This window comes from Pseudonocardia ammonioxydans (assembly GCF_900115005.1).
Classification (GTDB): Bacteria; Actinomycetota; Actinomycetes; order Mycobacteriales; family Pseudonocardiaceae; genus Pseudonocardia; species Pseudonocardia ammonioxydans.
Genome location: NZ_FOUY01000056.1, coordinates 1 through 25,704, shown reverse-complemented (window position 1 = coordinate 25,704; position 25,704 = coordinate 1). Strand labels below are relative to the sequence as shown.

Sequence of the window (25,704 nt, the reverse complement as noted above, 5' to 3'; positions counted from 1 at the left end):
TGGCCGAGCATGAGATCCCCGCCGCGGCCGACACCGCCTACCAAGGCGCCGGTCCTACGGTCGCCGTGCCGCAGCGGCGTCGACGCAAGGACCCCGACACCGGCCGATTCCGGAAGCTGTCGCGACACCAGAAGGACGTGAACACCGCCCACGCCCACCGTCGCGGACCGGGTGAGCGGGCCAACGCCGAGCTGAAGAACTGGCGAGTCCTGCGCAAGATCCGGTCCAGCCCGAACACCGCCGACAGGCTCATCGCCGCAGTTCAGACCCTCATGATCGCCAGCGCGTGATCAGGTTGGCAAAGGCTCAATGTCAACGGGCACCCGGTGGTGCTGGAGGGTGCGGCCGTGGCCATCCCCTCGGAGTACGGCAAGGACGAGGTCAAGATCTCGTGGTGGCCCAGCCGGGCCTCCGGGGCGATCTCGATCGATGCACGCAGGTCGTCCGGGTTCGTGACTCGGCTCGCCCGCCTCTGGACGGGTCCATGGTCCGCTCGGACCTCACCGGTCACCTACGCGCCGGCGCCCACCCGCTCCGGCAACCGCAGCGCCGGCACACTCCGCCAGGTCACGGCCCGCCATCCCCATTCCAGGGGCCCGTACCGGAACCGTGCGAGCCACGCCCGGGAGGCGACGCTCTGCAGCACGAGCACGGCCCCGGCGAGCAGCAGACACGGCCCGAGGTCCGTTCGCCCGGCGAGGCCGAGCAGGTGCCCGGCGGGCACCACGACCAGCGAGGCACCCACGTAGTTGCTCAGCGCCATCCGGCCCAGCGGCTCGAACACCGCGGCGAGCACCGGCCGGGCGGGGCCGGCGAGCAGCAGCGCCACGCCGGTCACGTACACGACGGCCAGGACCGCGCCGGCCTGGCCACCGGCGGTGCTGAACCGCGGGTCACCGGGCTCGAGGACCTGCCGGTACAGGGCGAAGGCGGCGACCACCAGCACCGTGCCGAACACCCACCACACCGGTCGCCCCGCCCGTTCGAGCAGTGCGGGCACCCCGTAGGCGGCACCGGCGGCCCCGAGCAGGAACAGCCCGGGCGTCTGCAGGGTCGAGCTGCCGGCCACGGCGACCACCGCCACCGTCAGCACCAGGCCCGCCGCCAGCTGCAGCCACCGCGGGACCAGCACGACCACGGGCAGCAGCACCAGCCCGATGATCGCGTAAAGGGTCAGCACCTCGCCCGGGTAGACGAACTGGTGCAGCAGCCCGACGCCGAGCAGGGCGCCGAGCCGCAGCAGCATCGGCGGCCACGGTGACACCCCACGCGCGCGGGCCGAGGAGATCACCAGGTACATGCCCACCCCGAACAGCACCTCGAAGATCGGGACGAACCGGGTCTGCACCAGCAGGTCGAGCACCGTCCGGGCGGTGCCGCCGTCGTCGGTGGCCGCCGTATCGACCCCGAGCCGGGTCATGTCGGGCACGTTCACCAGCAGGATCCCGGCGATCGCGACCCCGCGCAGGACGTCGAGGACCAGCAGGCGGGACCTCACTCACCGTCCTCCTGGTTGTTGGCGTGGCACCGTGCCGTGCCGCCGGCATCGACGAGCTGCTCGTCGACCGGCTCGCCGTCGACCAGGATCCGGCACCGCGTGCCCGGAGCGGCGTCGCGGACCTCGAGGTCGTTGAAGCCGAAGCCGACGTTGCGGCTCTCCTCCACCGGCAGCGTCGCGACGGCGAACGCGCCGGGGTCCCGCTCGAGGTCCGGCTCGCCGGCGAACTTGGTGCCGACCGTCGCCTGCCCCGGCCCCTGCACCTCCATCTGCACGTCCCAGCTTTGCCCCAGCAGGCCGCAGCCACCGACGAGCGACGCGGCCACCACCACGGTGACCGCCGCGACCATCCGACGCATGTCTCCCCCGATTCCCCGGACCCGTCGTCCGGACCCGTCCAGCGTGTCGATCATCGACGGCGGGCGGCATCGAACTTTCGGCCGAGTCCGGCGTCGCCACTCCATCGCAGGACGGATCCTCCGGTTCGGACGCCGGCTCTACGGTGACACCGTGTTCGCGATCTTCCGTCGCCCGCTGCTCCCGCTCGCGGTGGCCGTGGCGGCCTGCACGGCGGTGCTGGCGGTGGACCTGGCCGTGCTCAACCCCCGCACCCCGTCGGGACGGTTGCTGCTGGCCGAGCTCGTGCTGGTGCCGCTGCTCGCCGCACTGGTGTCCCGGGACCTGCGCCCGCACCCGTGGCGGGCCGCGGCCTGGGGGCTGTCGGCCGCGGCCGCGTCGCTGGCGGTCACCGCGGTGGTGTCGCAGACGGTGCTGCAGCGGACGCCGGGTACGACGGCGACGGGGGCGCTGGCGGTGATCGTCGTCGTCGGCTGCCGTCACCTGCCGACCCGGCGGCTGCTCGTCGTCGCGCCTGCGGTCGTCGCGATCCTCGCCGTACCGGCCCGGCTCCCCGAACGCGTGCTCGCTGACCTGCCCGGCGGTGCCGGTGCGCCGGCCGCGATCGTGGTGTGCGGCTGCCTCGCCGGTGGCCTGCTGCTGCGGGCCGGCGACACCGGCCGCCGGGCCGCGCACGCGGCGGCGATCCGGGGCGAGCGGCTGCGGCTGGCGCACGACCTGCACGACGACGTCGCCCACCACGTCACCGGCATCGTGATCGCGGCGCAGGCCGGCGGGCTCGCCGTCGACGACCCGGAGCGGGTCCGGATGCTGTTCGCCCGCATCGAGGCCGGTGGTCAGGAGGGTCTGATCTCGATGAACCGGATGGTCCGGCTGCTGCGCACGGGGACCGATCCGGCGCCCACCGTGGAACCGTCGCTCGACGACGTCGCCGAGCTGGTGCACCGGTTCGCCGCCACCGACCTCCCCGCCTCGCTGCACGTCACCCCGGCCGCGCGGGCCGGGGAGCTGAGCGGTCCCCGGTGCGGTCTCGTCGGGCGCGTGGTTCAGGAGGGCCTGACCAACGTCCGCAAGCACGCCCGCGCCGCCCGCGCCGTCGAGGTCGTGATCGACCGGGACGACGCGACCGTGGTCGTCTCGGTACGCGACGACGGCGACCGGCGGCCGCGCAACCGGCGCTTCCCGGCCGGCGGGGCCGGACTCGAGGGCCTGGGCGAACAGCTCGTGGCGCTCGACGGCGAGCTCGCCGCCGGGCCCGACGACCGCGGCGGCTGGGCGCTGACCGCACGGATCCCGCAGGACCGGCGATGACCGTCACCGTGGTCGTCGCCGACGACCAGGAGATGATCCGCGAGGGCATGCGGATGATCCTCGAGGCCCAGCCCGGCATCGAGGTCGTCGGGCAGGCGGGCGACGGGGCCGCGGCCGTGGAGCAGGTCCGCCGGCTGCGCCCGGACGTGTGCCTGATGGACATCCGCATGCCACGGGTCGACGGGCTCCAGGCCACCCGGCTGATCGCGGGCGACCCGGCCACCCGGGACACCGCGGTCGTGGTCGTCACGACGTTCGACCTCGACGAGTACGTCCACGGTGCGCTGCGGGCGGGAGCGAACGGATTCGTCCTGAAGAACGCCGGCCCGGCCCTGCTCGTCGAGGCCGTCCGTGCCGCGGTCGACGGCGGCACGCTGATCTCCCCGGCGGTGACCGTGCGGCTGCTGCAGCAGCTCTCGCGGCCCGCGGGCGACCCGGAATCGGCCGCGGCGCGGCTGACCCCGCAGGAGCTGCGGGTCGTGCTGCGGGTGGCCCGCGGGCAGACCAACGACGAGATCGCGGCCGGCCTGCACCTGGCCGTCAGCACGGTCAAGACCCACCTGGTCCACGTCCAGGGCCGGCTCGGGCTGCGCAACCGCGTGGAGATCGCCGCCTGGGCCTGGGAGAACGGCCTGCCGGGCTCGTCGCTCGCGCCCCCACGCTGAGGCCCCGGTTCCACGACGCACCGGTCGGCCGTTGACAGGGGGTCGCATTCGACTGAGAGTCAGAGGGTCGTCGTCGACGACTGCGGTGTGTCGATCCATCCCCATCCCCTGACAACGATGTCTGGAGAGCCATGACACCGAGGACCCGCGCGCGCTGGGTGGTCGCCCTGTTGATGCTCTTCGTGGCGATCAACTTCGCGGACAAGTCGATCATCGGTCTCGCGGCCGCGCCGATGATGGCCGAGCTCGGGCTCAGCGCCACCGCCTACGGCACGATCGCCAGCTCGTTCTACCTGCTGTTCAGCATCTCCGCGGTCGCGTTCGGGTTCCTCGGCAACCGCTTCTCCGGCAAGTGGATGCTGGTCGCGCTGGCGCTGGTCTGGTCCGCGGCTCAGCTGCCGATCCTCGCCCCGGCGGCCGGGTTCGGCGTCCTGCTGGTCACCCGGATCCTGCTCGGGGCGGGGGAGGGGCCGGGCGTCCCGCTCGGCATGCACGTCGCGTTCACCTGGGTCGAGCAGCGTGGACGCGGGTTCACCGCCGCGCTGCTCACCGTGGGCTCCGGCCTCGGAGTGATCATCGGGGCGCCGCTGCTGCAGGCGGCCATCGAGACCTGGGGGTGGCGCTCGGCGTTCGGGATCCTCGGCGCGATCGGGCTGGTCTGGGTGGTCGCCTGGCTGGCGATCGGCGGGGACGGCCCGTACTCGGCCACCGCGCAGGCCCCGGCCGCGGGAGAGGGCAGGGCCGCGGCCGACGCCCCGGTGCGCTACCGCCGCCTGCTCGCCTCTGGCACCTGGCTGGGCACCATGATCTCCGGCTTCACGGTCTACTGGGGACTCGCGCTGGCGATCGCGTTCCTGCCGCTCTACCTCGGGCAGGTCGGCTTCGCCGGCGGCGCGATCGGGTTCGCCGTCACCGTGCCGGCCTACATCTCGATCGTGTTCATGCTGCTCGGCGGCGGATTGTCGCAGCGGCTGCTGCGGCGCGGGGTGTCGCGGCAGCTCGCGCAGGGCGTGCTCGGCGGGGTCTTCACCCTCGTCGGCGGCGTCAGCATGCTGCTGATCACCCGGATCGACGCGCCCGCGCTGCTGCTCCCGTTCGTCGCGCTGGCGTTCGGGATCGGGAACGCGCAGACGCCGCTGTCCCAGGCCGCGGTCGCCGACGTCACCCCGGTGCGGCAGCGCGGCGCCTCCCTGGGGATCTGGTACGCCGTGGTGTCGGTGGCCAGCGTGGTGTCGCCGCTGCTCACCGGGGCCATGGTCGACGCGGCCGCGACCCCGCTGGACGGGTTCGGCCTGGCCTTCGACGTCGCCGGGTGGCTCATGGTCGCGGGCGGGCTGGTGACGATGGTGGCCGTGCGGCCGGACCGCGACGCCGTCCGGCACGGCCTGCGGGCGCCGGCCGCCACCGCGCCGGTCGGCTCCTGACCGGCGCGGTGACCTCATCTCACCGGCCAGTTCAGCTCCGTGCGCAGGTCGGCGGGGTCCATCTCCGGCGACGGCTCGGTCAGGTACACCTCCCAGAACACCTCACCGGCGGTGAGGCCCTGCTCGCCCATCCACGTCCCGAGGCGTTCCCAGGCCGGGCCGAGCCCGTCGAACGACCCGGCGTGCACCAGCCGCGCGACCCGCCCGCCGGGCAGCTCGCCCGGGCGGACGTCGCCGTCGGCCCGGACCGGGCGATCGGTCGGGAAGCCGGCCTCGAGATCGACGGTCGGGCCCGGGATCCCGCGGTAGAGCCCGAACGCGGGGCCGGTGACCGTGACCCCCTGGGCGGCGACGGCTCCCGGGAGCACGCCGAACGCGCGGTCGTAGAACCCGGCCAGCTCGGCCATCGGCACGACGTCGCGGACGACGGCGGTGGTCGCCGGGGCAACGGTGATCAGCTGCGGGGAGCCGGTGGTGGTCATCGGTGGCGCTCCTTCGTCGAGGTTCACCGGTGCCGACCCCGGCCGGGCCCGGAAGTCATCGGTGCCTCACACGAGGGGGCGCCCCAGCGCCCGCCGGACCCGCAGATCGGTGAGGCAGGCGTTGTAGGGCAGCCGGCGCAGCGCCGGTGGCAACCGGAACAGGGTCGTGCCGATCCGGCGCATCCGACGTTCGAACTCCGCCTGGTCCGACCCGGACCACGGGAGGTCCATCATGGACCGGAACGGCTCGTGCAGGAACCCGGTCGTCCACCAGCGTGACCGTGCGGCGCCGATCCGCCCGAGCGGGCCGAGGTACTCGCGCCGGATCAGCCGCTCGAAGTACGCCCGCATCGACGCGTCGATCTCCACGTGCCGCACCGCGTCGGCCCAGTACTCCTCGAACGCGTCGCGGTCGGCGGGCCACTGCTCCGGGCGCACCTGCAGCCCGGTGCCGAGCACCGCGAACTCGCGGTAGACGTCGTCGGGCAGCCGGGTCCCCGGCGTGCCGGTGCACAGCCCCCAGACGTCCTCGTAGGCGCGGTAGATGCACGCCGCCACCCACAGCTGCAGGTTCCGGTCCGTGGCCCGGTAGTGCACCGGGCTGTCCTCGGTGGACACCACGCGGGCGTGCGACCGGCCGACGGCGGCCCGGTAGGCCCGGCGCTCCTCCTCGGTGCCCAGCAACGCGACCCCGAGGTAGGTGTTGGTGGTGCGGAAGCGGTGCAGCGGGTGCTCGAACAGGTTCCCGCTGCTCACGCGGCTCTCGAGCACGCCGTACCCGACCGGGGGCAGGGACAGCTCCATGATCACGTTCGCCGTGGCGCCGAGCAGCACCGGGGCGAGCACCGTGTCCTGCGCCGTCCGGGGCGTGGTCGTGGTCGTCCGCATCGACACCTCCCGCTCGAGATCCTCGCCAATCTGAGAACGACTGTACTCAGTTTCACCGGACGGGTGCCGGGCGGGCACGATGACCGGTGTGGCGGAACTGCGCACCTACGGCGGCGTGGACGGCGAGCGGCGCCGGGCCGACCGGCGTGCCCGGGTGCTCGACGCGGGTCTCGACCTGCTCGCCGCCGACGGCACCGAGCTCACCGTGCGCGGGGTCTGCCGGGTCGCCGGCGTCGCGACCCGCTACTTCTACGAGAACTTCGCCGACCGCGACGCCCTGGCCGACGCCGTCTACGACCGGATCGTCGCCGACCTCGTCGCGGCCACCTCGAGTGCACTCGACCGGGCCGACGGTCCGCTGCCCGTCCGGGTGCGGGCCGCCGTCGAGGCGGTGCTGGCGGTCGTCGCGGACGATCCGCGCACCGGACGGGTGCTGTTCGGGCCCGGCCACGCCGCCCGGCGGGCCGCGGCGGCGCCGTCGCTGGCGCGGCTGTTCGCCGCGCGGAGCCCGGACCCCGACGAGCTGACCGGCGCCTTCGCCGTCGGCGGGCTGTCGCACGTGGTCCACTCCTGGCTGGCCGGCGAGGTCACCGCCACCCGCGAGCAGGTCGTGGACCGGTGCACGGCGCTGCTCGTCGCGCTGCACCACGGGTGAGCCTCACGGCGCTCCCGCACGACTCACGACTCACGACTCATGCCTCATGCCTCATGCCTCACGGCCCGCGTCCCCGCCGCCCGGCGGCCGCGGGGCGTCGAGCCGCAGCCCCACCCCGAGCAGCCGGATCGCCAGGCAGAGCCCCGCCCCGAGCAGCGCGCCGAGCAGCATGGGGCCCTCCAGCGCGGCCGTCACCACCACGACCAGCGCCCCGGCCAGCGCCGGGATCGCGTACAGCTCGCTCTGCAGCACGGTCGGGACCCGCCGGACGAGCACGTCCCGGATCGTGCCGCCGCCCACCGCGGTGATCGCACCGAGCAGCACCGCCTGCCCGCCGCCGAAGCCGTGGTCGAGTGCCTTCACGGCCCCGGTGACGGCGAACAGGCTCAGCCCGAGCGCGTCGAACACGGTGATCGGGCTGGACAGTCGCTCGAGCTGGCGGCTCAGCGCGAACGCGAGCAGCCCGCCGGTGGCCGCGACCAGCAGGTAACGCCAGTCCAGGAACGTCGCCGGGGGCAGCGCGTCGAGCAGTACGTCGCGCACGATCCCGCCGCCGAGCGCGGTGATGCTGCCGAGCGCGATCACCCCGACGATGTCCAGGCGCGCGACGCGGACCGCGGTGAGCGCGCCGTTGAGCGCGAACGCGAACGTCCCGGCGAGGTCGAGCACGAGGCCCAGCGACACCGGTGTGGTCACGGCGCGCCGGCGTCCCCGAGCAGGGCGTGCCAGCTCTCGGCGAGCAGCGCCACGACCTGATCGCGGTCGCTGTCCCAGCGGCCGGGCTCCCAGTTCCGGGCCAGGTGGTCGAGCTGGGAGATCGCCAGCACGCCCCGCAGCCGCCGCGACCCCGGGTCGAAGCGGTCGGCGCGGTCGAGGCCCTCCCGGACGTCGGCGGTCGCCTCGTCGAGCCAGGCGTCGACGACGCCGCGCAGCTCCGGGTCGACGACCGCGGCCTCGGACGCGGCCCGGGTGTAGGGCCGGACCGTGTCCCAGTCCCGTGCGGTCGCCTCCAGCCACCCGGTGAGCGCGGCCGGGCTCCCGTCGGCGACGACCTCGACCAGCGCGGGAGCGGTCGACCCGTGGGTCGGCGAGTCGGACCGCCCGAGGGTCTCGTTCAGCTCCTCGATCAGCGCGCGCACCAGGTCGCTGCGCGAGGGGAAGTGGGCGTAGAACGTCACCCGGGTCGTCCCCGCCGCCGTCGCGATGTCGTCGACGGTGGTCGCGGCGTACCCCTTCTCCTCGAACAGCTGCAGCGCCGTCGACAGGATCAGCCGGCGGGTCATCTTCTTCTGGGCTTCGCGCAGTCCGGCCATGGGTGGCTCAGCCCACCCGCCGGGCCCGGCGGCGCCGGGGTCCTCGTCCGTCGGTCACGGCCACATCGTAGGGGCCGCGCCCCGGCTCAGCCCCCGGCCGCGACCCCGGCGGCGACCCCGACCGCGACCCCGGCGCGGCATAGCACGCCGTCGAGGAACTCCACGAGCTCGTCGTGCGCGCCGAGCGGGAGCACGTGCGCCACGTACTGGTCGGGGCGGACCACGACCAGGCACCCGCGGTCGCGGTCGATCCCGCGCAGGTCGAACACGTCGGCCGCCGGGTCCGGGCTGAACACCTTCTCCTGGTCGGCGAGGTCGAACCGGCCCTTGCGCGGGAACAGCACCGGCGGGAGATCACCGACGACGACGTCGCGGTGCGCGGCCTGGAGCACGGCGCGGACGTCGACGACCGAGTCCGGGTCGGCCCCGGCGGGGGTGTAGCGGGCGATCGGGGACGCCGGTGACCCCAGGAACGCGGTGAATCCGGCGAGGCCCGAGCCCGGTGCGGTGCCCGCGTGGTCGGCGAACGCGTAGATCCGCCAGGCCCCGTCGGCGCGGGCGGCGTGCCCGAGGTGCATCGGCTTGGCGTCGGCGACCCGCACGACCGGCGCGGAGTGGAAGCGCATGCCCAGCGGGAGCCCGGTGGCCAGCTCCTGGTGCCCGTCGGCGGCGGTGATCGACGACGGCGCGTAGCGCACCGCGACCCCGGCGGTGAACCGGCCCTGCTCGCGGAAGTAGTGCTGGAAGGCCGCGCGGTCGGCGTCGGAGGTCTCGCCCGGGCGGGTGCTGAACCGCGCGGAGAACTCGCGGTCGAAGTCGATGAGCTCCTGGGCGACGGCCTGGCGCTCGGGGCTGTAGGTGCGCAGCAGCTCGGGGTGGGCGGTCCCGCGCAGGACGGTGCCGAGCTTCCAGCCCAGGTTCCAGGCGTCGGCCATCGAGACGTTCATGCCCTGGCCCGCCTTGGCACTGTGGGTGTGGCAGGCGTCGCCGGCGATGAACACCCGCGGCGGCCGGCCGGTGTCGTCGGAGTCGTCGAACCGGTGGCAGAGCCGCTGGCCGATCTCGTAGACCGCCCACCAGCCGACCTGCTTCACGTCGATCGAGTACGGGTGCAGGATCCGGTTCGCGACGGCGGCGAGCTTCTCCGGGGTCACGCTGCGCTCGCGCAACATCTCGCCGTCGCGGTCGTTGTCGAGCTCGATGTAGAGCCGGATCAGGTAGCCACCCTCCCGCGGGATGATCAGGATGCTGCCCTGCTCGGAGTTGATCACCGACTTGAGTCGGACGTCCGGGAAGTCGGTCACCGCCAGCACGTCGAGCACGCCCCAGGAGCGGTTGGTGGCATCCCCCTCCAGCTGCAGGCCGATCGCCTGCCGGGTGGTGCTGCGGGAGCCGTCGCAGCCGACGACGTAGCGGGCCCGGACCGTGGAGGTCTGCCCGGTGGGGGTCCCGTCGACCAGGTGCGCCAGCGTGACGGTGACCGGATGCGTGGCGTGGGCGTCGGAGTCGACCCGGACGTCGGTGACGTGCAGCCCGTAGTGCGGCTCGGCCCGGGTGGCGGAGCGGCGCATGTGGTCGCGCAGGTACTCCAGCATCCGGGCCTGGTTGACGATCATGTGGGGCATCTCGGAGATGCCCTCCTCGACGTCGTCGATGCGCCCGGTCCGCACGATCGACGCGGGGTCGTCCGGGTCCGGACGCCAGAACGCGACCTCGTTGACCTGGTACCCCTCGTGGATCAGCCGGTCGGCCAGCCCGAACGCCTCGAAGATCTCGACCGAGCGGCAGGAGACCCCGTCGGCCTGGCCGACCTCGAGCGGGCCGTCGCGCCGGTCGACGATCACCGTGTCGATGTCGGGGAACTCGGCGAGCTGCGCGGCCAGCAGCAGTCCGGCCGGTCCGCACCCGACGATCAGCACGTCGGTGGTCTCGGGCAGGCCCGCCGGGCGGTCGGCCACGCCGGGGTGGGGCTCCGCGACGAACGGGTCCCCGGGCCGGTACCCGTCGAGGTAGAACTGCATCGGTCGGTCCCTTCCGGCGGAGTCGGTCTCCGGCCCGGCGTCATCGTGACGCGCGTCGTCTCCCGGAGGACAGTTCGTTCTGCTGGACAGAATTCTCGGCCGCTGCGCCGGGGGTCGTCCCGGCCGCCGCGCGGAGGTCGCGGTCGACCGCGCCGGCGGCGTCGGCGAGCGCGGCGACCAGCTCCGGGAGCAGCCGGCGGTGGTAGCGGGCCGTCGGCATCGCGACCGACAGGGCCGCAGCGGGCTCGCGCCCCGGGGCGCCGATCGGGAACCCGACGGCGGTCAGCCCGGTCTCGGTACCGCCGTCGTTGAGCGCGACGCCGCGCCGGCGGGTCTGCCGCACGACCCGCTCGACCTGCTCGCGGGTGACGCCGTCCGGTTCGCCGCCGTCGTAGCGGGCGTCGAGCTCGTCGCGGGGCAGCCGGGCGAGCAGCGCCCGCCCGCCCGAGGCCAGGTGCGCCGGCAGCAGGCGGCCCTCCCGGTCGCCGACCCGCAGGGCCTGGTCGCACTCCACGGTGGCGACCATCCGGATCTGTGTGCCGAGCAGCACCATGACGTTCGCGGTCTCGCCGGTCCGCTCGACCAGTGCTCGCAGGTGCGGCAGCGCCGCCCGGCGCAGCTCGGCGACCGGCTCGACCCGCGCCGCCGGGCCCAGGACCGCTCCGGCCGCGTAGCGGCGGTCGGTGCCCTGCACCGCGAAGTCGCGGTAGACCAGCATCGCCAGCAGCCGGTGTGCCGTCGACCGGGCCACGTCGAGCCGGCGTGCCGCCTCGGTCACCCCGAGCGGACCCTCCTGCTGCAGCAGGACGGCCAGCCGCAACGCGTGGTCGACCGACTCGATGCTGTAGGCCGGTTTGTTCTTCACAGGAGAACAGTAGGCGGCGGACTCAGAGCTTGAACACCGTCCGCGGGTTGTCGGCGACCAGGGCGCGGAGCGTGTCGGCGGCCTCGTCCTCGGCCAGCCGGTGGCGCACGACGAGGTCGGCGAGGTGGGCGGCGTCGAGGCGGCGGGACATGTCGTGGCGGGCCGGGATCGAGCAGAACGCGCGGGTGTCGTCGATGAAGCCCGAGGTGCGGCTGAACCCGGCGGTCTCGGTCACCGCCGAGCGCCAGCGCCCGATCGCGTCGGGTGCGTCGAGGAACCACCACGGCGCTCCGATGTAGACCGACGGGTAGAACCCGGCGAGCGGGGCGAGCTGGCGGGAGAACACCGTCTCGTCGGTCGTGAACACCACGAGGTGGAAGCCCGCGGCCGTGCCGAACCGTTCCAGCAGCGGGCGCAGCGCCCGGGTCAGCTCGATGCCGGTCGGGATGTCGTGCCCGGTGTCCGGCCCGAACCGCTCGTGGGTCGGACCGTGGTGGTTGCGCAGGATCCCCGGGTGCAGCGTCATGACCAGGCCGTCCTCGGCCGACATGGCCGCCATCTCGAACAGCAGGTGCCGGCGCAGTGCCGTCGCCTCCTCCTCGGACGCCGCGCGCCGCAGCGCCCGCGTGAAGATCTCCGCGGCGACCGGCTCGTCGAGCGGGTCGGTCGCCACGTCGGCGTGGCTGTGGTCGGCCGAGGTGGCGCCGTGCGCGGCGAAGTCCCGCCGGCGCCGGCGCAGCGCCGCGAGGAAGCCGCGGTAGTCACCGGTGTCGGTGTCGGCGGCCGCCCCGAGTGCGGCCACGGCGGCGGGCCAGCCCGCCGCCCCCGGTTCGAGGTAGCGGTCCGGCCGGAAGGTCGGGATCACCCGTCCGTCCCAGCCGGGGTCGTCGCGCAGCGCGCGGTGCGACCACAGGTCGTCGGCGGGGTCGTCGGTGGTCGCCAGCACCTCGATGCCGAACCGGCGGAACAGCGCCCGCGGCCGGAACTCCGGAGTGGACAGTGCGTCGGTGATCCGGTCGAACAGGATGTCCGCGTTCGCCGCGTCGGGCCGGTCGTGGATCCCGAAGATCTCGGCGAGCTCGACGGTGAACCAGTACTGCACCGGTGTGCCGCGGAAGACCGGCCACCGCTCGCAGAACGTCCGCCAGGCCTTCCGGGCGGCACCCTCGTCGAGCGGCGCCCCGGCCCCGACGCCGAGTTCGTCGAGCGGGACACCCGAGGCGTGCAGCAGCCGGGTCACGTAGTGGTCCGGGCTGATCAGCAGCGAGGTCGGGTCCGTGAACGGCGTGTCCTCGGCGAGCCACCGCGGGTCCACGTGCCCGTGCGGGGACAGGATCGGCAGGTCGCGGACCGAGTGGTACAGCTCGCGGGCCACCTGCCGGGTGGCCGGGTCCGGCGGGAACAGGCGGTCCGGGTGCAGCTGCAGGGCTGGCATGGCCGCCACCCTCGGAGCCCACCGGCGCGCCGGGCAAGCGGTTGCCACCGCTTGCCGCGGTCCTTGCGGGCGCGCCTCGCCGCGAACGACGGTGGCCCCATGACCGGCCCGACCCCGCCGGTGCCGATGATCGGTTCCGCCGGCACCGTCCTGGACGACGCACAGGTGAGCGAGTTCGTCGCAGACCGGCTCGACCGGCTGCCGGTGGACGGCCGCGCGGTGTGCGTCGTCGTCCCCGACGGCACCCGCAGCTGCCCGCTGCCGCTGCTCGTCGACCGGATCCGGCGATCGCTCGCCGGGCGGGTGACGCGGCTGGTCGTGCTGATCGCGCTGGGCACCCACCAGCCGATGTCGCGCGCGCGGCTCACGACGCACCTCGGCGCGGACCCCGACGTCCTCGAACGCGACGGGGTGCTCGTGCGCAACCACGAGTGGTGGGACCCGGACATGCTGGTCCCGGTGGGGACGATCCCCGCGGCCCGGGTGCGGGAGCTCTCCGAGGGCCGGCTGGACCAGCAGGTCGACGTCCGGATCAACCGGCACGTCGTCGAGGCCGACCTCGCCCTCGTCGTCGGGCCGGTGTTCCCGCACGAGGTCGTGGGCTTCTCCGGCGGCAACAAGTACTTCTTCCCCGGCGTGGCCGGGCCCGAGATCATCGACCTGTCGCACTGGCTCGGCGCGCTGATCTCCAGCCGGGAGATCATCGGCACCCGCGGGACCACCCCGGTCCGCGCGCTGATCGACGAGGCCGCGGCGATGATCCCGGCCGAGCGGCACGCGCTGTGCCTGGTCGTGCGCTCCGGGGCCGTCGACCTGCACGCGGTGGCGGCCGGTCCGCCGGAACGGGCGTGGGCCGCGGCCGCCGCGGTCTCCGCCGGGACCCACATCCGCTACCTGGACCGGCCCGTACAGCGGGTGATCTCGGTGATGCCGGCGAAGTACGACGACATCTGGACCGCCGCCAAGGGTTTCTACAAGCTCGAACCGGTCGTCGCCGACGGCGGCGAGGTCGTCGTGTACGCCCCGGGGATCACCACGGTGTCCGAGTCCCACCCGGAGATCGAACAGGTCGGCTACCACTGCCGGGACTACTTCACCGCGCAGTGGGAACGGTTCCGCCACGTCGGCTGGGGCGTGCTCGCGCACTCCACGCACCTGCACGGTGCCGGGACCTACGACCCGGTCGCGGGGGAGCGGGCCCGGGTGCGGGTCACGCTGGCGACCGGCATCCCGCGGGCGACGGTCGAGGCCGTCAACCTGCACCACGCCGACCCCGCCGGGATCGACCTGGCGGCCGAGCGACGCGACCCCGGCACGCTGGTCGTGGACCCGGCGGGCGAGGTCCTCTACCGGTTGCGCGGATCCTCCTGAGCGGCGGCCGGCCCGGTCGACTCGCGCACCACCAGCCGCACCGGTAGCCGGGCCGACCGGACCGCCGTGCGGCCCGGAGCCGCGAGCTGCTGCAGCAGGTGGCGCATCGCGGACCCGCCCATCGTCCGCAGCGGCGCCCCCACCGACGTCAGCTGCGGGCTGACCAGGAGCCCGAGCGGGATGTTGTCGAACCCGAGGACGCCGAGCCGGCCCGGCACCGCCACCCCGCGCCGGCCGAGCTCCTGCAGCAGCCCGATCGCGAGCAGGTCGTTGTAGGCGACGACGGCGCTCACCCCCGACGTCAGCACCGCGTCGGCGGTCCCGGCCCCGGCCTGCAGGGTCGGCCCCGCCGCCGCGACACCGGTGACGGTCGCACCCAGCGCGCCCGCCGCCCGCTCGACACCGTCCCGGCGCCGTACCTCGACCGGCGAGTCCGGCGGGCCGCCGACGTAGCCGAGCGCGCGGTGCCCCAGCCCGTGCAGGTGCTCGACCGCCAGCCGCGCCGCCCGGGCGTCGTCGAGGGCGATGCTCGGCACCCCGGCCGGCGTGCGGTTCAGCACCACCGTCGGCCGGGCCCGGGCGACCGCGGCCACCTCGTCGTCGGTCATCCGGGAGCTCGCCAGCACCACGCCCTCCACGACCGGGAGCACCCGGCGCAGCACGGCCGCCTCGCGGTCCGCGGACTCCCGGGTGTCGCACAGCAGCATCGTGTACCCGGCCTCGGCGGCCTCCCGTTCCGCGCCCCGCACGATCTCCGACGTGTGCGGGTTGGTGAGGTCCGACATCACCAGCGCCACCATCGACGGCGCCGCCACCGGTGCCGCCGGGCCCGGCCGCGCGTACCCGAGCTCCGCCGTGACCCGGCGCACCAGCGCGGCGGTGTGTGCGCTCACCCGGCCCGGGCGGGCCAGCGCCCGGGACACCGTCGACGGCGCGACGCCCGCGGCGCGGGCGACGTCGTAGATGGTGGGACGCCCGCTCACGGCTCCGCAGGGTAGTCCGGACCGCCCGCCGCAACTCGTGGCAACGCGTTGCCGCGGTCACCCGCCGGTTGCCTCAATGACCACGAGCCGTTGCCGCGGACCACCGGACGAAGGAGTCGGCATTGCTGCGCCCACAGGACAACCGCACCCGGGAGCGGACGTCGCTGAACGGCCTCTGGTCGTTCCGGACCGACCCGGCGGGGGCGGGCCGCGCCCAGCGCTGGTTCGCCGGCCGGCTGCGCGAGGCCGTCGAGATGGCCGTCCCGGCCAGCTACAACGACCTGCTGGCCGACGAGTCGGTGACCCACTTCTCGGGGGAGGTCTGGTACCAGCGCACGGCGTGGGTCCCGCGTGGCTGGGACGGCCGGCGCATCGTCCTGCACTTCGAGTCGGCGACGCACCGGGCGACGGTGTGGGTCGGGGAGACCGAGGTGGTGTCGCACGAGGGCGGTTACACGCCGTTCGAGGCCGACATCACGGCCCTGGTCGAGCCCGGTGAGCAGGTGCGGATCACTGCCTGCGTCGACAACCGGCTCAGCTTCGCGACGATCCCGCCGGGCGTCGTCGAGGACACCCCGACCGGGCCGAAGCAGCGCTACTGGCACGACTTCTTCAACTACGCCGGCCTGCACCGCACGGTGTGGCTGTCGGCGACCCCGGTCGCACACGTCGACGACGTCACCGTCGTCACCGGCCTCGACCACGGCACCGACGGGCCGACCGGAACCGTCTCCTACACCGTGGACACGGCCGGGGCCGACGGGCTCGGCGTCCGCGCCGTCCTCACCGACGCCGACGGCGCCGCGGTGGGCTCCGCCGACGGGGCCGAGGGCACGATCGTCGTCGCGGACGTGCACCCGTGGGCGCCCGGCGACGGCTACCTCTACGACCTCGAGATCCAGCTGGTCGACCCGGCGGGTGACGTCGTCGACAGCTACCACCAGCCGGTCGGGGTCCACACCGTCGAGGTGCGCGGCACGCAGTTCCTCATCAACGGCGCCCCCTTCCACTTCACCGGCTTCGGCATGCACGAGGACCACCCCGGGATCGGCAAGGGGCACAACGACGCCCTGCTGGTCCAGGACTTCGGGCTGCTGCGCTGGATCGGGGCCAACTCGCTGCGCACCTCGCACTACCCCTACTCCGAGGACGTGCTCGACCACGCCGACCGCAACGGCATCGTCGTGATCGACGAGACCGCCGCCGTCGGGCTGAACATGGGCCTCGGCGGCGGGATCTTCGGCAGCCAGGGCTACCGCACCTACTCCGAGGACACGATCAACGACGCCACCCGCGAGGTGCACGCCCAGGCCATCCGCGAGCTCGTGGCCCGCGACAAGAACCACCCCTCGGTGGTGCTCTGGTCCATCGCGAACGAGCCCGAGTCGGACACCGAGGGCGCCGAGCGCTACTTCGAACCACTGTTCCGGGTGGTCAAGGAGGCGGACCCGACGCGGCCCGCCGGCTTCGTCAACGTCATGCTCGCCCCGCACGGGAAGTGCCGGGTCTCGCAGTTCGCCGACGTGCTCATGCTCAACCGCTACTACGGCTGGTACGTCCACACCGGGGACCTCGAGGCCGCCGAGCTCGCCTGGGACGCCGAGCTCACCGCCTGGACCGGCGAGGGCAAGCCGATCATCGTCACCGAGTACGGCGCCGACACCCTGCCCGGGATGCACTCGGTCGGCTCGGAGCCCTGGACCGAGGAGTACCAGGTCGCCTACCTCGAGATGAACCACCGGGTGTTCGACCGGCACGATGCCGTCGTCGGCGAGCACGTCTGGAACTTCGCCGACTTCGCCACCACCGCCGGGATCATGCGGGTCGGGGGCAACAAGAAGGGCGTGTTCACCCGGGACCGCAGGCCCAAGAACGCCGCGTTCGCGCTGCGCCGCCGCTGGCGCTGACCCACCCCACCTCCCGACACCCTGAGGGGCCCAACGTGAGCTTCACCGTCGAAGCCGGTACCCGCCGCCTGCGGCTACCGCACTATCTCGGGTACGCCTCCGGCGACGCCGCCAACAACCTGGCGTTCTCGATGACGTCGCTGTTCCTGCTCGTCTACTACACCGACGTCGTGGGGATGTCCGCGGCCGCCGCCGGCACCCTGTTCCTGGTCATCCGGGTGTGGGACGCCTTCGCCGACGTGTTCGCCGGCCGCGTCGTCGACGCCACCATGACCCGCTGGGGCAAGTTCCGGCCGTTCTTCCTGTTCGGTGCCGTGCCGTTGATGCTGCTCTCGGTCGCCACGTTCACGGTGCCCGCGCTGGCCGAGGGTGCGACGGCGGTGCTGCTGGCCTACCTGACCTACGGGCTGCTCGGGCTGGTCTACAGCCTGGTCAACATCCCGTACGGGTCGCTGGCCTCGGCGATGACCCAGGTGCCCGAGGAACGCGGCCGGCTGGCCGGGTTCCGGATGATCGGCACCGCGTCGACCATGATCCTGCTGGCGCTGGTGGTCGCCCCGCAGCTGCAGCGGTTCCAGGGCGACCCGGACGGCCTGCAGCAGTCGCTGCTGGTCACCACGGCGCTGTTCGGCGTGGTCGGGGTGCTGCTGTACCTGTTCCTGTTCCGCACGGCGACCGAGCAGGTGCCGCGCACCGTCGCGAAGGTGAGCCTGAAGCAGAGCCTCGGCACGCTGCGCCGCAACCAGCCCCTGATGGTGCTCTGCGTGGCGTCGCTGGCGTTCCTGTGCGGGATGTTCGCGCTGACCACGGCGCAGGCGTACTACGCCCGGGACGTGCTGCAGAACGCCAACTACATCATCGTGCTCACGCTGCTGAGCTCCGGCGCGATCTTCCTCATCGCCCCGTTCATCCCGTGGGTGATCCGCACGGTCGGCAAGAAGCACGGCTTCGTCGGCTTCGGCGCGATCGGCGTGGTCGGCGGGGTCGTGATCTCGCTCGGTCCGCCGTCGGTCCCGGTGGTCCCGCTCGTCGGCTTCGGCCTGGTCGGGGTGGCCGTGGCCGGGGTGAACACGCTGATGTGGGCGCTCGAGGCCGACACCGTCGAGTACGGCGAGTGGCGCACCGGGGTGCGCACCGAGGGCACGACGTACGCGCTGTTCTCCTTCACCCGCAAGCTCGGGCAGGCGGTCGGGGGCGCGGCCGCGGCCTACGCCATCGGGATCGGCGGGTACGTCGCCAACGCACCGGCGCAGTCCGAGGCGGCGCTGTGGTGGATCACCGCGGCCGCGGGTTTCCTCCCGGCCGCGTTCATCCTCGTCGGGATCGTGCTGTTCCTGCGCTACCCGCTGACCGAGGCCGCGTTCGCCGAGATGGTGGAGCAGACCCGGGCCCGCCGCGCGGACACCCGGGCGGGGGAGCGGAAGGAGGTCCCGTGACCGCGCTGGGGCACGGCTGGTACCCGGCGCTGGCGGACGCCGACCGGGCCGCCGTCGACCGGGTGCTGGCCGAGGTGCGGACCGTGGGCCGGCTCGGGGTCGCCCTGTCCGGCGGCGTCGACTCCTCGGTCCTGCTCGGGCTGGCGGCCGCCGCGCTCGGCACCGGCGACGTGGTCGCGGTCGTCGGGGTGTCGGCGAGTCTCGCCGCCGAGGAACGCGCCGGGGCGCACCGGGTGGCCTCGGCCGTCGGGGTCGAGGTCGTCGAGGTCGCCACCACCGAGATGCAGCGCCCGGACTACCGGGCCAACGGACCGGACCGCTGCTACGCCTGCCGGGACACGCTGTTCACCGCCGTCGACGAGCGGGTGCTCGCCCGGCACGGGCTCGACGCGCTCGCCTACGGCGAGAACGCCGACGACCGGGCGCGCCGCGACCGGCCCGGGGCCCGCGCCGCCACCGAGCACGCGGTGCTGCGGCCGCTGGCGGACGCCGGACTGGGCAAGGCCGCGGTGCGCCGGGTCGCCCGCGCGCTGGGCCTGCCCACCGCCGACAAGCCGGCCGCGCCCTGCCTGGCCTCGCGCATCCCGCACTTCGAACCGGTCACCGCGGCGAAGCTGGAGCAGATCGAGCACGCCGAACGCGCGCTGCGCACCCTCGGGTTCGAGGAGGTCCGGGTACGCCACCACGGCGACGTGGCCCGGGTCGAGCTGCCGGAGGACATGATCACGACCGCCCTCGGTGCGCGGCGCGCCGAGCTGCTGCAGGCGGTCCGCGGGGCCGGGTTCCGGTTCGTCACGGTCGACCTCGCCGGGCTGCAGTCCGGGGCGTTCACCCTGCCGCTGGTCGGCGGCCGATGAGGGCAGCAGACGCGCATGCCTCGGGGGAAGGGCCCACCCTGCGGGTCGGCGACTTCGCCCGGCTCGACGTGGACCGCGAGCGGCGCCGGGGCCACGGCGAGGCCGTGTACTGCGCCGGCAAGACCCCCGACCAGGTCCGCGGCATCGCCCGCGCGGTCGTCGACCGCGATGTGCGGACCCTGTTCACCCGCGCCGACGACGCCCACGCCGCCGCGGTGCGCGAGGCCGCACAGGACGCCCGGTACGAGCCCGACGCCCAGATGCTGGCCTGGCCACCGGACCCGCCCGAGCCCACCGGCGGGTCGGTCGTCGTGCTCGCGGCCGGCACCTCGGACCTCCCCGTCGCCCGCGAGGCCCAGGTCACCGCGGTACACCTCGGACGGCGCACCGAGCTGATCGCCGACGTCGGCGTGGCCGGGCTGCACCGGGTGCTCGCGCACGTGGACACGCTGCGCGCCGCCCGCGCCGTCGTCGTGGCGGCCGGGATGGACGGGGCGCTGCCGACCGTCGTGGCGGGGCTGGTGTCCGCGCCGGTCGTCGCGGTGCCGACCTCGGTCGGGTACGGCGCGTCCTTCGGCGGGGTCCATGCTCACCGCCTGCGCGCCCGGCGTCGCGGTCGTCAACATCGACAACGGGTACGGCGCCGGCCATCTCGCCGCCCAGATCGCCGCGCCGATATGATCCTGCGGTGCCGACGTTCGCTCTGCAACCTCCGCGCGGTGCACCGCTGCGCGCCATGGTCGCCATTCTGTCGTGGCCGGTGGCAGGGGCCTATGTGGTCGCGAGCAGATCGAGGCCCTCGTGCTCGGCGAAGTCGAGGTAGTCACGGGTGTTGAACGTCGCCAATGGGAGATCACGGACCAGGCAGCATGCTGCGATCCAGGAGTCGTTCACCGGTCGGGGCCGCCCTCGCAACTGGGCGTAGGCCTGTAGCTCTCCCCATTGTGCGGCCACACGTTGGTCGTAGGGCAACACCAGCATCGAGGCCATGAAGATCTTCAGGTTATCCAGCCTGCGTGGGCCCCAGCGGCGAACCAGAGTCCATTTGGTGAGCTCTCCGACGGTCACGAATGTGATCGCGGGAATGCTTTCGGCCAGCGCCTCGCTCAGTACCCCCGAGACACGTCGTCGCAGTAGGGCAGAGGCGACGTCGGTGTCGAGGACAACGACACTCACGCGGTGGAGGCCCGGCGCGTGTCGTAGAGATCGCGCAGGAACTCGGCGTACTCCTCGTCCGAGTCGAACGGGTCATCGTGAGTCAGATCGTCGAGCGAGCGGAGCGGCGGGATCCGCCGGCGGCGCACGAGCTCGTCGGTGCTCACGAAATCATCGGTGCCACGGACCGGGTCCGGCGGAACAGACATCACGATCACCTCCACACTCCCCGGTAGTCTCCCACCCGGAACGGGGGAGTGGGCGGCCGACACACCGTTGCCCACGCTGCCCCCCAGTAGCGACACAGTGCGCGTCGGCACGCTGACGAACCTGGCGGTCGTGTGCACGCCGAGCGTCGCGCACACTGCGAGGGCAGTGAACGCGAGAAGGTCCGCTCAACCCCCCGGAACAGGCGCGCCGGCCCGTAGCCCGGCCGCGTCGGCCGCAGCGACCGCCGCCTCCAGCACCTGGCGCAGCGGCAGCTCGCGGGCCGCGGCGAGGGCCGCCACGTCGTCGTACTCGGGGGTGGCGTGCACGATCCGGTCGTCCGCGACCCCGAGCTTGATCCGGACCGGGGCGTCCTCGACGGTGACGCCGGCCCAGGTGCGGGCGAGGGCGTGCCGGGCGACAGTGGACTCCCGCACGCCCAAAGTGGACGTGGCGCGCAGGACGTAGGCCCGCAGCGTCCCGGCCAGGTCCGGACGGGCCAGTACGTGCAGCGTGTGCGCCGGGCGGCCCTTCTTCATCAGGATCGGGGTGAGCCAGGCGTCCGCGGCGCCGCGGACGATCAGCGACTGCAGCACGTGTGGCCAGACCCGGGGGTCCATGTCGTCGACGTTGGTCTCCAGCACGACCAGCTCGTCCGGCTCGTTCTCGGGGCCGGGCCGCCCGGGCACCGGCTCCCCGAGGACGACGCGGACCACGTTCGGGCGGCCGGGGACGTCCCGGGACCCGGCGCCGTAGCCGGTGCGCTCGACGGTCATCGCCGGCAGCGGGCCGCTGCCGGTGGTGAGCCCGCGCAGCAGTGCCATCCCGGTGGGCGTGGCCAGCTCGCCGTCACCCCCGGCGTGGACCGGACGGCCGCGGGCGAGCTCGAGCACCGCGGGCACCGGGACCGGCAGCAGGCCGTGCGCGGTGCGCACCCGTCCGGAGCCGAGCGCCACCGGGCTCACGGTGATCTCGTCGAGCCCGAGGTCGTCGGCGGCGACGCAGGCCCCGACGACGTCGGCGATCGAGTCCCAGGCGCCGACCTCGTGGAAGTGCACCTGCTCCTCGTCCACCCCGTGCACCCGGGCCTCGGCCTGCGCGAGCAGCGCGAACACCGCCAGCGCCGACTCCCGCGCGCGGGGCGGGAGGGAGCTGCCGGTGAGCAGGTCGCGGATGCCCGACCACGCGCGGTGCGGGTGCTCGTCGGCGGTGCTGCGCACGTGCGCCCGGGTGGCGCGCAGCTCCCCGCGCCGGACCTCGCCGACGTCGAGGGCGACCTCGCCGGGGACGAGTGCGGCCAGGTGACCGCGGACCGTGTCCGGGTCCGCACCGGCGTCGAGCAGGGCACCGAGCAGCATGTCCCCGGCGACACCGGCGCTCGCGTCGATCCAGGCGTGGCGCACGCTCAGCCCCCGGCCGACAGCGCTGCGGCCTCCGCGGCGACGGCGGTGACGACGTCCTCGTCGCCGGCCAGGTCCGGGTCGAGGAGCCGGAGGACCCGCCGCGCCGCATCGGCCGGTGCGCCGGCGGCCGCGGCGGCGAGGTCGTCGGCGAGCGGGTCGTCGGCGAGCGGGTCGGTGCCGAGCGGGTCGGTGCCGAGCGGGTCGGTGCCGAGCGGGTCGTCCGGCGGACCGCCGCGCAGCGACAGCAACCAGGCCGCGAGCGGGCGGGTCACGGCCGGGCCGAGCCGGCCGGCGTCGCGTTCCGCACGCAGGACCGGCAGGACCCGCACGGGCAGCTTCTGGGACCCGTCGGCCGCGATCTGGGCCAGCCGGTGCCGGATCCCGGTGTTGGCGAACCGGGCCGCCAGCTCCGCCCGGTAGCGGGCGAGGTCGGCCCCGGCGAGCGGCACGTGGCGCTGCGCGGCGTCCCACCACCCGTCGGTCCAGCCGCGGACGACGGGGTCGGCGACCGCCTCGGCCACCGTGGTGTGGCCGCGCAGCGGGGCCGCGTAGGCCAGCAGCGAGTGGGCGCCGTTGAGCATCAGCAGCTTGCGCCGCTCGTGGGCGGTCACGTCGGGCACGAACCGGGCGCCGGCGTCCTCCCAGCGGGGCCGCCCGGCCGGGAAGTCGTCCTGCAGGACCCACTCGCTGAACGGCTCGGTCGTCACCGGCGCCCGGTCCGCGGTACCGGAGGGCAGCAGCACCTTCGCGATCTCGCCCGCGCCGGTGCGCGGCGTGATCCGGTCGACCATCGCCGACGGGAACGCGACGGTGTCCTCGATCCAGGACGCGAGCCCCGGATCGACGGCCGCGGCGGCCTCGCGCACCACCCGTCGGGTGACCGCACCGTTGCCGTCGAGGTTGTCGCAGGACAGCACGGTGCACGCGCCGGACCCCGCGTCGTGACGGGCGGCCAGGCCCGCCACGAGCCGGGCCGGCACGGTCGTGACCGGGGCGCGGCGCGACCGGCCGAGCGCCGCCAGGTCGGCGGCCACCTCGGGGTCGGTGTGGTCGAGCCCGCCGCCGGGGCCGCGCCGGTACCCGGCCTCGGTCACGGTGAGGGTCACGACCCGGGTCCGCGGGTCCGCCACGAGGTCGAGCAGGCGCGCGTGCTCGGCCCCGCCGTGGCAGGCGGACAGGCTCGCGACGGTCTCGGACACCGGACCGCCGGGGTGCCGGGTGACCAGGGTGTAGAGACCGTCCTGCGCCCGCAGGGTCCGTGCGAGCCCGGCGCCGCGGCCGCCGAACGCGGCGATGCCCCAGTCGCCCCGGTCCGGCGCGTGCTCGGTGTACCAGGCCAGGTGGGCCCGGAAGAAGTTCCCGAGTCCGATATGGACGATGCCGGTGGGCGCGGCGGGGCGCGCGCCGCGCCGTGGCCGGTGCGCCGCCGTGTGCTGCGTCGCCGTGTGCTGTGGCGTCGCGCTGTGCTGCACGGACTCGGTGGTCAACTCGGCTCCCGTCCTCGGTCGGCCCACGATCGCCCGGCACCCGTCGCGGGGCAACCGGTTGCCGGTTCTTGCGCCTGCGGTCAGCGCCGCTCCCGCCGCGGCCCGGTCGACTCCCGGACCACCAGCCGGGCCGGCATCGCGGTCGGCCGCGGCGGGGCGGTGGCACCCCCGAGCAGCGACAGCACGGTCGTGACCGCCGTGTGGCCGATCGTGCGCAACGGGGTCGCGACCGTGGTCAGGTTCGGCAGGACCAGCCCGGCCAGGACCGTGTCGTCGAAACCGGCGACGCTGACGTCCGCGGGCACCCGCAACCCCGCGGCGGTCAGCCCGCGCAGGACGCCGACGGCCATCTGGTCGTTGAACGTGACGACGGCGGTCGGGGGCCGCAGGTTCCCGGCGAACCCCAGTCCACCCTCGACGGTCGGCGCGGCGGGACCGGTGCGGCGCACGGTCACCCCGGCAGCGCGGGAGGCCTCCAGCAGCGCCCGCCACCGTGCCCCGTCGGCCCAGGAGGCCGCCGGTCCGGCGAGGTAGTCGGCAGCCTCGTGCCCGAACCCCCGCAGGTGCGCGAGCGTCGCCCGGGCCGCCGGGGCGTAGTCGGTGGCCACGCTCGCGACGTCGCGCACGGCACGGTTCAGCACGACCGTCGGCTTCTGTTTGGCGATCACCCGGATCGCGGAGTCGGGGAGCCGGGAGCTGGCGAGCACGACCGCGTCCACACCGGGCAGTGCGCGTTCGACGAGCTCGCGTTCCCGCGGCCCCGACTCGTGCGAGTCCGACACCGCGATCGCCAGCCCGGCCTCGTAGGCGGCGTCCTCGGCCCCGTGGACGAGCTCGAACACGAACGGGTTGCCGACGTCCGCGGTCACCAGCAGCACGATCCCGGTCGTCGCCGATCCGGGAGGGGCACCGACGGCCCCGGTGCGGTAGCCGAGCGCCTCGGCGGCGCTGCGCACCCGCTCCGCGGTGCGGGCACTGACCTGGCCCGGGCGGGCGAGCGCGCGCGACACCGTCGACGGGGCCACCCCGGCCGCCGCGGCGACGTCGTAGATCGTGGGCCGAACCCCCACGGGTGCCTCCCGATCCGTCACACCGGCGCGGGTGTGGGTACTCCGCGTCATGCCGGTACTCAACTCGATCTTCGACCTGAGCGTCCCGCCCCTGGAGATCGTCCTCCGTGGCAGCGCGACCTACATCGCCCTGCTGGTCATGATGCGGGTGGTCGGCCAGCGGGAGGCGGGCGGTCTGGGGATCACCGACGTCCTGCTGGTCGTGCTCGTCGCGCAGGCGGCCGCGGTGGGGTTGCACGGGAACGCCAGCTCGGTGACCGACGGCGCGGTGCTCGTGCTCACCATCCTGTTCTGGAGCGTGGTGTTCGACGCCGTGTCCTACCGCTGGCCCCGCCTCGGCCGGCTGATCAAGCCGCAGCCGCGGCCGCTGATCCGCGGCGGCGAGCTCGACCAGCGTGTCCTGCGCCGGGAACTGATGAGCCGGGAGGAGGTGTCGGCCCAGCTGCGGCTGCACGGGGTCGAGGACCCGGCCGAGGTCGAACGGGCCTTCATCGAGCCCAACGGCCTGATCAGCATCGTGCGGCGCGACCACGGGGAACCGGACGGGCCGGCCGCCCCGGACCTGACGCGCTAGTTGTGCTGTCCGGGCACGTTGGTGACAGTCCGGCACGCCCGTCCGATGATCTTGAGACAGGCGAGGGCCTCCGGGTTCGGTGTGGATCACCACGAAACACGCCGAAGCCCGAGGAGGCCCTCTGGTGATCCACCGTAACGCCCCGCTGACCCCGACCGGCCGGCTGCGCCTGGCCCGGTGTGTCGTCGACGACGGCTGGGACCTGCGCCGCGCCGCGGAGCGGTTCCAGGTCGCCCACACCACCGCCGCCCGCTGGGCCGGGCGCTACCGCCACGGCGGCGAGGCCGCGATGGTCGATCGCTCCAGCCGTCCGCACTACAGTCCTCGCCGCACCAGCCCG

General features: G+C 74.4%; 27 protein-coding genes. 12 read left to right on the top strand and 15 right to left on the bottom strand.

Going from position 1 to position 25,704, the window contains the following annotated elements; all coding sequences use genetic code 11:
- The coding region (locus BM093_RS35475) for a transposase family protein (protein WP_342743052.1) at positions 1 to 290 on the top strand (290 nt) is incomplete at its 5' end.
- A gap of 221 nt (positions 291 to 511) precedes the next feature.
- Here BM093_RS35475 and BM093_RS30525 read toward each other — a convergent pair.
- Together BM093_RS30525 and BM093_RS30520 are read right to left on the bottom strand one after the other, a co-directional pair.
- Positions 512 to 1,498 carry a DUF418 domain-containing protein gene (locus BM093_RS30525; RefSeq protein WP_093355038.1) on the bottom strand — a complete coding sequence of 329 codons (987 nt, stop codon included), beginning with the start codon at positions 1,496 to 1,498 and terminating at the stop codon, positions 512 to 514.
- A complete protein-coding gene (locus BM093_RS30520; protein ID WP_143105609.1) occupies positions 1,495 to 1,857 on the bottom strand; it encodes a hypothetical protein in 363 nt (120 codons plus the stop codon). Before BM093_RS30520 ends, BM093_RS30525 begins: the two co-directional genes overlap by 4 nt.
- 151 nt (positions 1,858 to 2,008) lie before the next feature.
- On the opposite strand from BM093_RS30520, the gene BM093_RS30515 reads away from it, so the two are divergent.
- From BM093_RS30515 to BM093_RS30505, 3 genes are all read left to right on the top strand, one after another.
- Complete coding sequence (locus BM093_RS30515) at positions 2,009 to 3,166, top strand: sensor histidine kinase (RefSeq protein WP_143105608.1); 1,158 nt, start codon at positions 2,009 to 2,011, stop codon at positions 3,164 to 3,166.
- Positions 3,163 to 3,831, top strand: coding sequence for a response regulator transcription factor (locus BM093_RS30510; protein ID WP_093355027.1), 669 nt, complete (start codon positions 3,163 to 3,165; stop codon positions 3,829 to 3,831). The genes BM093_RS30515 and BM093_RS30510 overlap by 4 nt, the downstream gene beginning before the upstream one ends.
- A 131-nt stretch (positions 3,832 to 3,962) precedes the next feature.
- Positions 3,963 to 5,255 carry an MFS transporter gene (locus BM093_RS30505; RefSeq protein WP_093355023.1) on the top strand — a complete coding sequence of 431 codons (1,293 nt, stop codon included), beginning with the start codon at positions 3,963 to 3,965 and terminating at the stop codon, positions 5,253 to 5,255.
- Positions 5,256 to 5,269: 14 nt separating this feature from the next.
- Here the strand turns inward: BM093_RS30505 and BM093_RS30500 are convergent, their stop codons facing one another.
- Complete coding sequence (locus BM093_RS30500) at positions 5,270 to 5,737, bottom strand: GyrI-like domain-containing protein (protein ID WP_093355018.1); 468 nt, start codon at positions 5,735 to 5,737, stop codon at positions 5,270 to 5,272.
- A 66-nt stretch (positions 5,738 to 5,803) separates the two neighbouring features.
- On the bottom strand, positions 5,804 to 6,625 hold the full coding sequence (locus BM093_RS30495; protein WP_093355063.1) for an oxygenase MpaB family protein: 822 nt from the start codon (positions 6,623 to 6,625) through the stop codon (positions 5,804 to 5,806).
- Positions 6,626 to 6,713: 88 nt separating this feature from the next.
- On the opposite strand from BM093_RS30495, the gene BM093_RS30490 reads away from it, so the two are divergent.
- Positions 6,714 to 7,280 (top strand): TetR/AcrR family transcriptional regulator, encoded by a 567-nt coding sequence (locus BM093_RS30490; protein WP_245773899.1) that lies wholly within the window; start codon positions 6,714 to 6,716, stop codon positions 7,278 to 7,280.
- Positions 7,281 to 7,331: 51 nt separating this feature from the next.
- On the opposite strand, the gene BM093_RS30485 is transcribed toward BM093_RS30490, so the two are convergent.
- The 5 genes from BM093_RS30485 to uxaC form a co-directional block, all read right to left on the bottom strand.
- Positions 7,332 to 7,976, bottom strand: coding sequence for a trimeric intracellular cation channel family protein (locus BM093_RS30485; RefSeq protein WP_093355007.1), 645 nt, complete (start codon positions 7,974 to 7,976; stop codon positions 7,332 to 7,334).
- Positions 7,973 to 8,593, bottom strand: coding sequence for a TetR/AcrR family transcriptional regulator (locus BM093_RS30480; protein ID WP_093355002.1), 621 nt, complete (start codon positions 8,591 to 8,593; stop codon positions 7,973 to 7,975). The genes BM093_RS30485 and BM093_RS30480 overlap by 4 nt, the downstream gene beginning before the upstream one ends.
- Positions 8,594 to 8,679: 86 nt before the next feature.
- The gene (locus BM093_RS30475) at positions 8,680 to 10,614 is read right to left on the bottom strand and encodes an FAD-dependent monooxygenase (protein ID WP_093354998.1); all 1,935 of its coding nucleotides are present in this window, start codon (positions 10,612 to 10,614) and stop codon (positions 8,680 to 8,682) included.
- A gap of 40 nt (positions 10,615 to 10,654) precedes the next feature.
- Positions 10,655 to 11,479 (bottom strand): IclR family transcriptional regulator, encoded by an 825-nt coding sequence (locus BM093_RS30470; RefSeq protein WP_093354994.1) that lies wholly within the window; start codon positions 11,477 to 11,479, stop codon positions 10,655 to 10,657.
- A gap of 22 nt (positions 11,480 to 11,501) precedes the next feature.
- The gene (gene uxaC / locus BM093_RS30465; RefSeq protein ID WP_093354991.1) at positions 11,502 to 12,914 is read right to left on the bottom strand and encodes a glucuronate isomerase; all 1,413 of its coding nucleotides are present in this window, start codon (positions 12,912 to 12,914) and stop codon (positions 11,502 to 11,504) included.
- A gap of 99 nt (positions 12,915 to 13,013) precedes the next feature.
- Here uxaC and BM093_RS30460 point away from each other — a divergent pair, with 99 nt between their 5' ends.
- On the top strand, positions 13,014 to 14,285 hold the full coding sequence (locus tag BM093_RS30460; RefSeq protein ID WP_093354987.1) for a lactate racemase domain-containing protein: 1,272 nt from the start codon (positions 13,014 to 13,016) through the stop codon (positions 14,283 to 14,285).
- Here BM093_RS30460 and BM093_RS30455 read toward each other — a convergent pair.
- Entirely contained in the window at positions 14,261 to 15,268 is a 1,008-nt protein-coding gene (locus tag BM093_RS30455) for a LacI family DNA-binding transcriptional regulator (protein ID WP_093354983.1), read from the bottom strand. The genes BM093_RS30460 and BM093_RS30455 overlap by 25 nt on opposite strands.
- Before the next feature lie 122 nt (positions 15,269 to 15,390).
- Here BM093_RS30455 and uidA point away from each other — a divergent pair, with 122 nt between their 5' ends.
- The 4 genes from uidA to larB are packed head-to-tail and all read left to right on the top strand — an operon-like array spanning position 15,391 to position 20,304.
- Positions 15,391 to 17,175 carry a beta-glucuronidase gene (gene uidA, locus BM093_RS30450; RefSeq protein ID WP_093354978.1) on the top strand — a complete coding sequence of 595 codons (1,785 nt, stop codon included), beginning with the start codon at positions 15,391 to 15,393 and terminating at the stop codon, positions 17,173 to 17,175.
- A gap of 35 nt (positions 17,176 to 17,210) precedes the next feature.
- The gene (locus BM093_RS30445; RefSeq protein WP_093354974.1) at positions 17,211 to 18,611 is read left to right on the top strand and encodes a glycoside-pentoside-hexuronide (GPH):cation symporter; all 1,401 of its coding nucleotides are present in this window, start codon (positions 17,211 to 17,213) and stop codon (positions 18,609 to 18,611) included.
- Positions 18,608 to 19,468 (top strand): ATP-dependent sacrificial sulfur transferase LarE, encoded by an 861-nt coding sequence (gene larE, locus BM093_RS30440; protein ID WP_218163000.1) that lies wholly within the window; start codon positions 18,608 to 18,610, stop codon positions 19,466 to 19,468. The genes BM093_RS30445 and larE overlap by 4 nt, the downstream gene beginning before the upstream one ends.
- Entirely contained in the window at positions 19,465 to 20,304 is an 840-nt protein-coding gene (larB, locus tag BM093_RS30435; protein WP_245773898.1) for a nickel pincer cofactor biosynthesis protein LarB, read from the top strand. The genes larE and larB overlap by 4 nt, the downstream gene beginning before the upstream one ends.
- Here the strand turns inward: larB and BM093_RS30430 are convergent.
- The 5 genes from BM093_RS30430 to BM093_RS30410 all read right to left on the bottom strand — a co-directional run bounded on the left by BM093_RS30430 (position 20,240) and on the right by BM093_RS30410 (position 24,790).
- Positions 20,240 to 20,644 (bottom strand): type II toxin-antitoxin system VapC family toxin, encoded by a 405-nt coding sequence (locus tag BM093_RS30430; protein WP_093354970.1) that lies wholly within the window; start codon positions 20,642 to 20,644, stop codon positions 20,240 to 20,242. The two genes, larB and BM093_RS30430, sit on opposite strands and share 65 nt — an antisense overlap.
- Positions 20,641 to 20,832, bottom strand: coding sequence for a hypothetical protein (locus BM093_RS30425; RefSeq protein WP_093355050.1), 192 nt, complete (start codon positions 20,830 to 20,832; stop codon positions 20,641 to 20,643). Before BM093_RS30425 ends, BM093_RS30430 begins: the two co-directional genes overlap by 4 nt.
- Positions 20,833 to 21,018: 186 nt before the next feature.
- A complete protein-coding gene (larC, locus tag BM093_RS30420) occupies positions 21,019 to 22,233 on the bottom strand; it encodes a nickel pincer cofactor biosynthesis protein LarC (RefSeq protein WP_093354967.1) in 1,215 nt (404 codons plus the stop codon).
- A gap of 2 nt (positions 22,234 to 22,235) precedes the next feature.
- Complete coding sequence (locus BM093_RS30415) at positions 22,236 to 23,720, bottom strand: mannitol dehydrogenase family protein (protein ID WP_245773897.1); 1,485 nt, start codon at positions 23,718 to 23,720, stop codon at positions 22,236 to 22,238.
- An 80-nt stretch (positions 23,721 to 23,800) separates the two neighbouring features.
- The gene (locus tag BM093_RS30410) at positions 23,801 to 24,790 is read right to left on the bottom strand and encodes a LacI family DNA-binding transcriptional regulator (protein WP_218162999.1); all 990 of its coding nucleotides are present in this window, start codon (positions 24,788 to 24,790) and stop codon (positions 23,801 to 23,803) included.
- A 49-nt stretch (positions 24,791 to 24,839) separates the two neighbouring features.
- Between BM093_RS30410 and BM093_RS30405 the strand changes: the two genes are divergently transcribed.
- Positions 24,840 to 25,364, top strand: coding sequence for a DUF421 domain-containing protein (locus BM093_RS30405; RefSeq protein ID WP_093354958.1), 525 nt, complete (start codon positions 24,840 to 24,842; stop codon positions 25,362 to 25,364).
- Between the two features lie 124 nt (positions 25,365 to 25,488).
- Positions 25,489 to 25,704: leucine zipper domain-containing protein (locus BM093_RS30400; RefSeq protein ID WP_143105607.1), on the top strand; the 216-nt coding region annotated here is incomplete at its 3' end.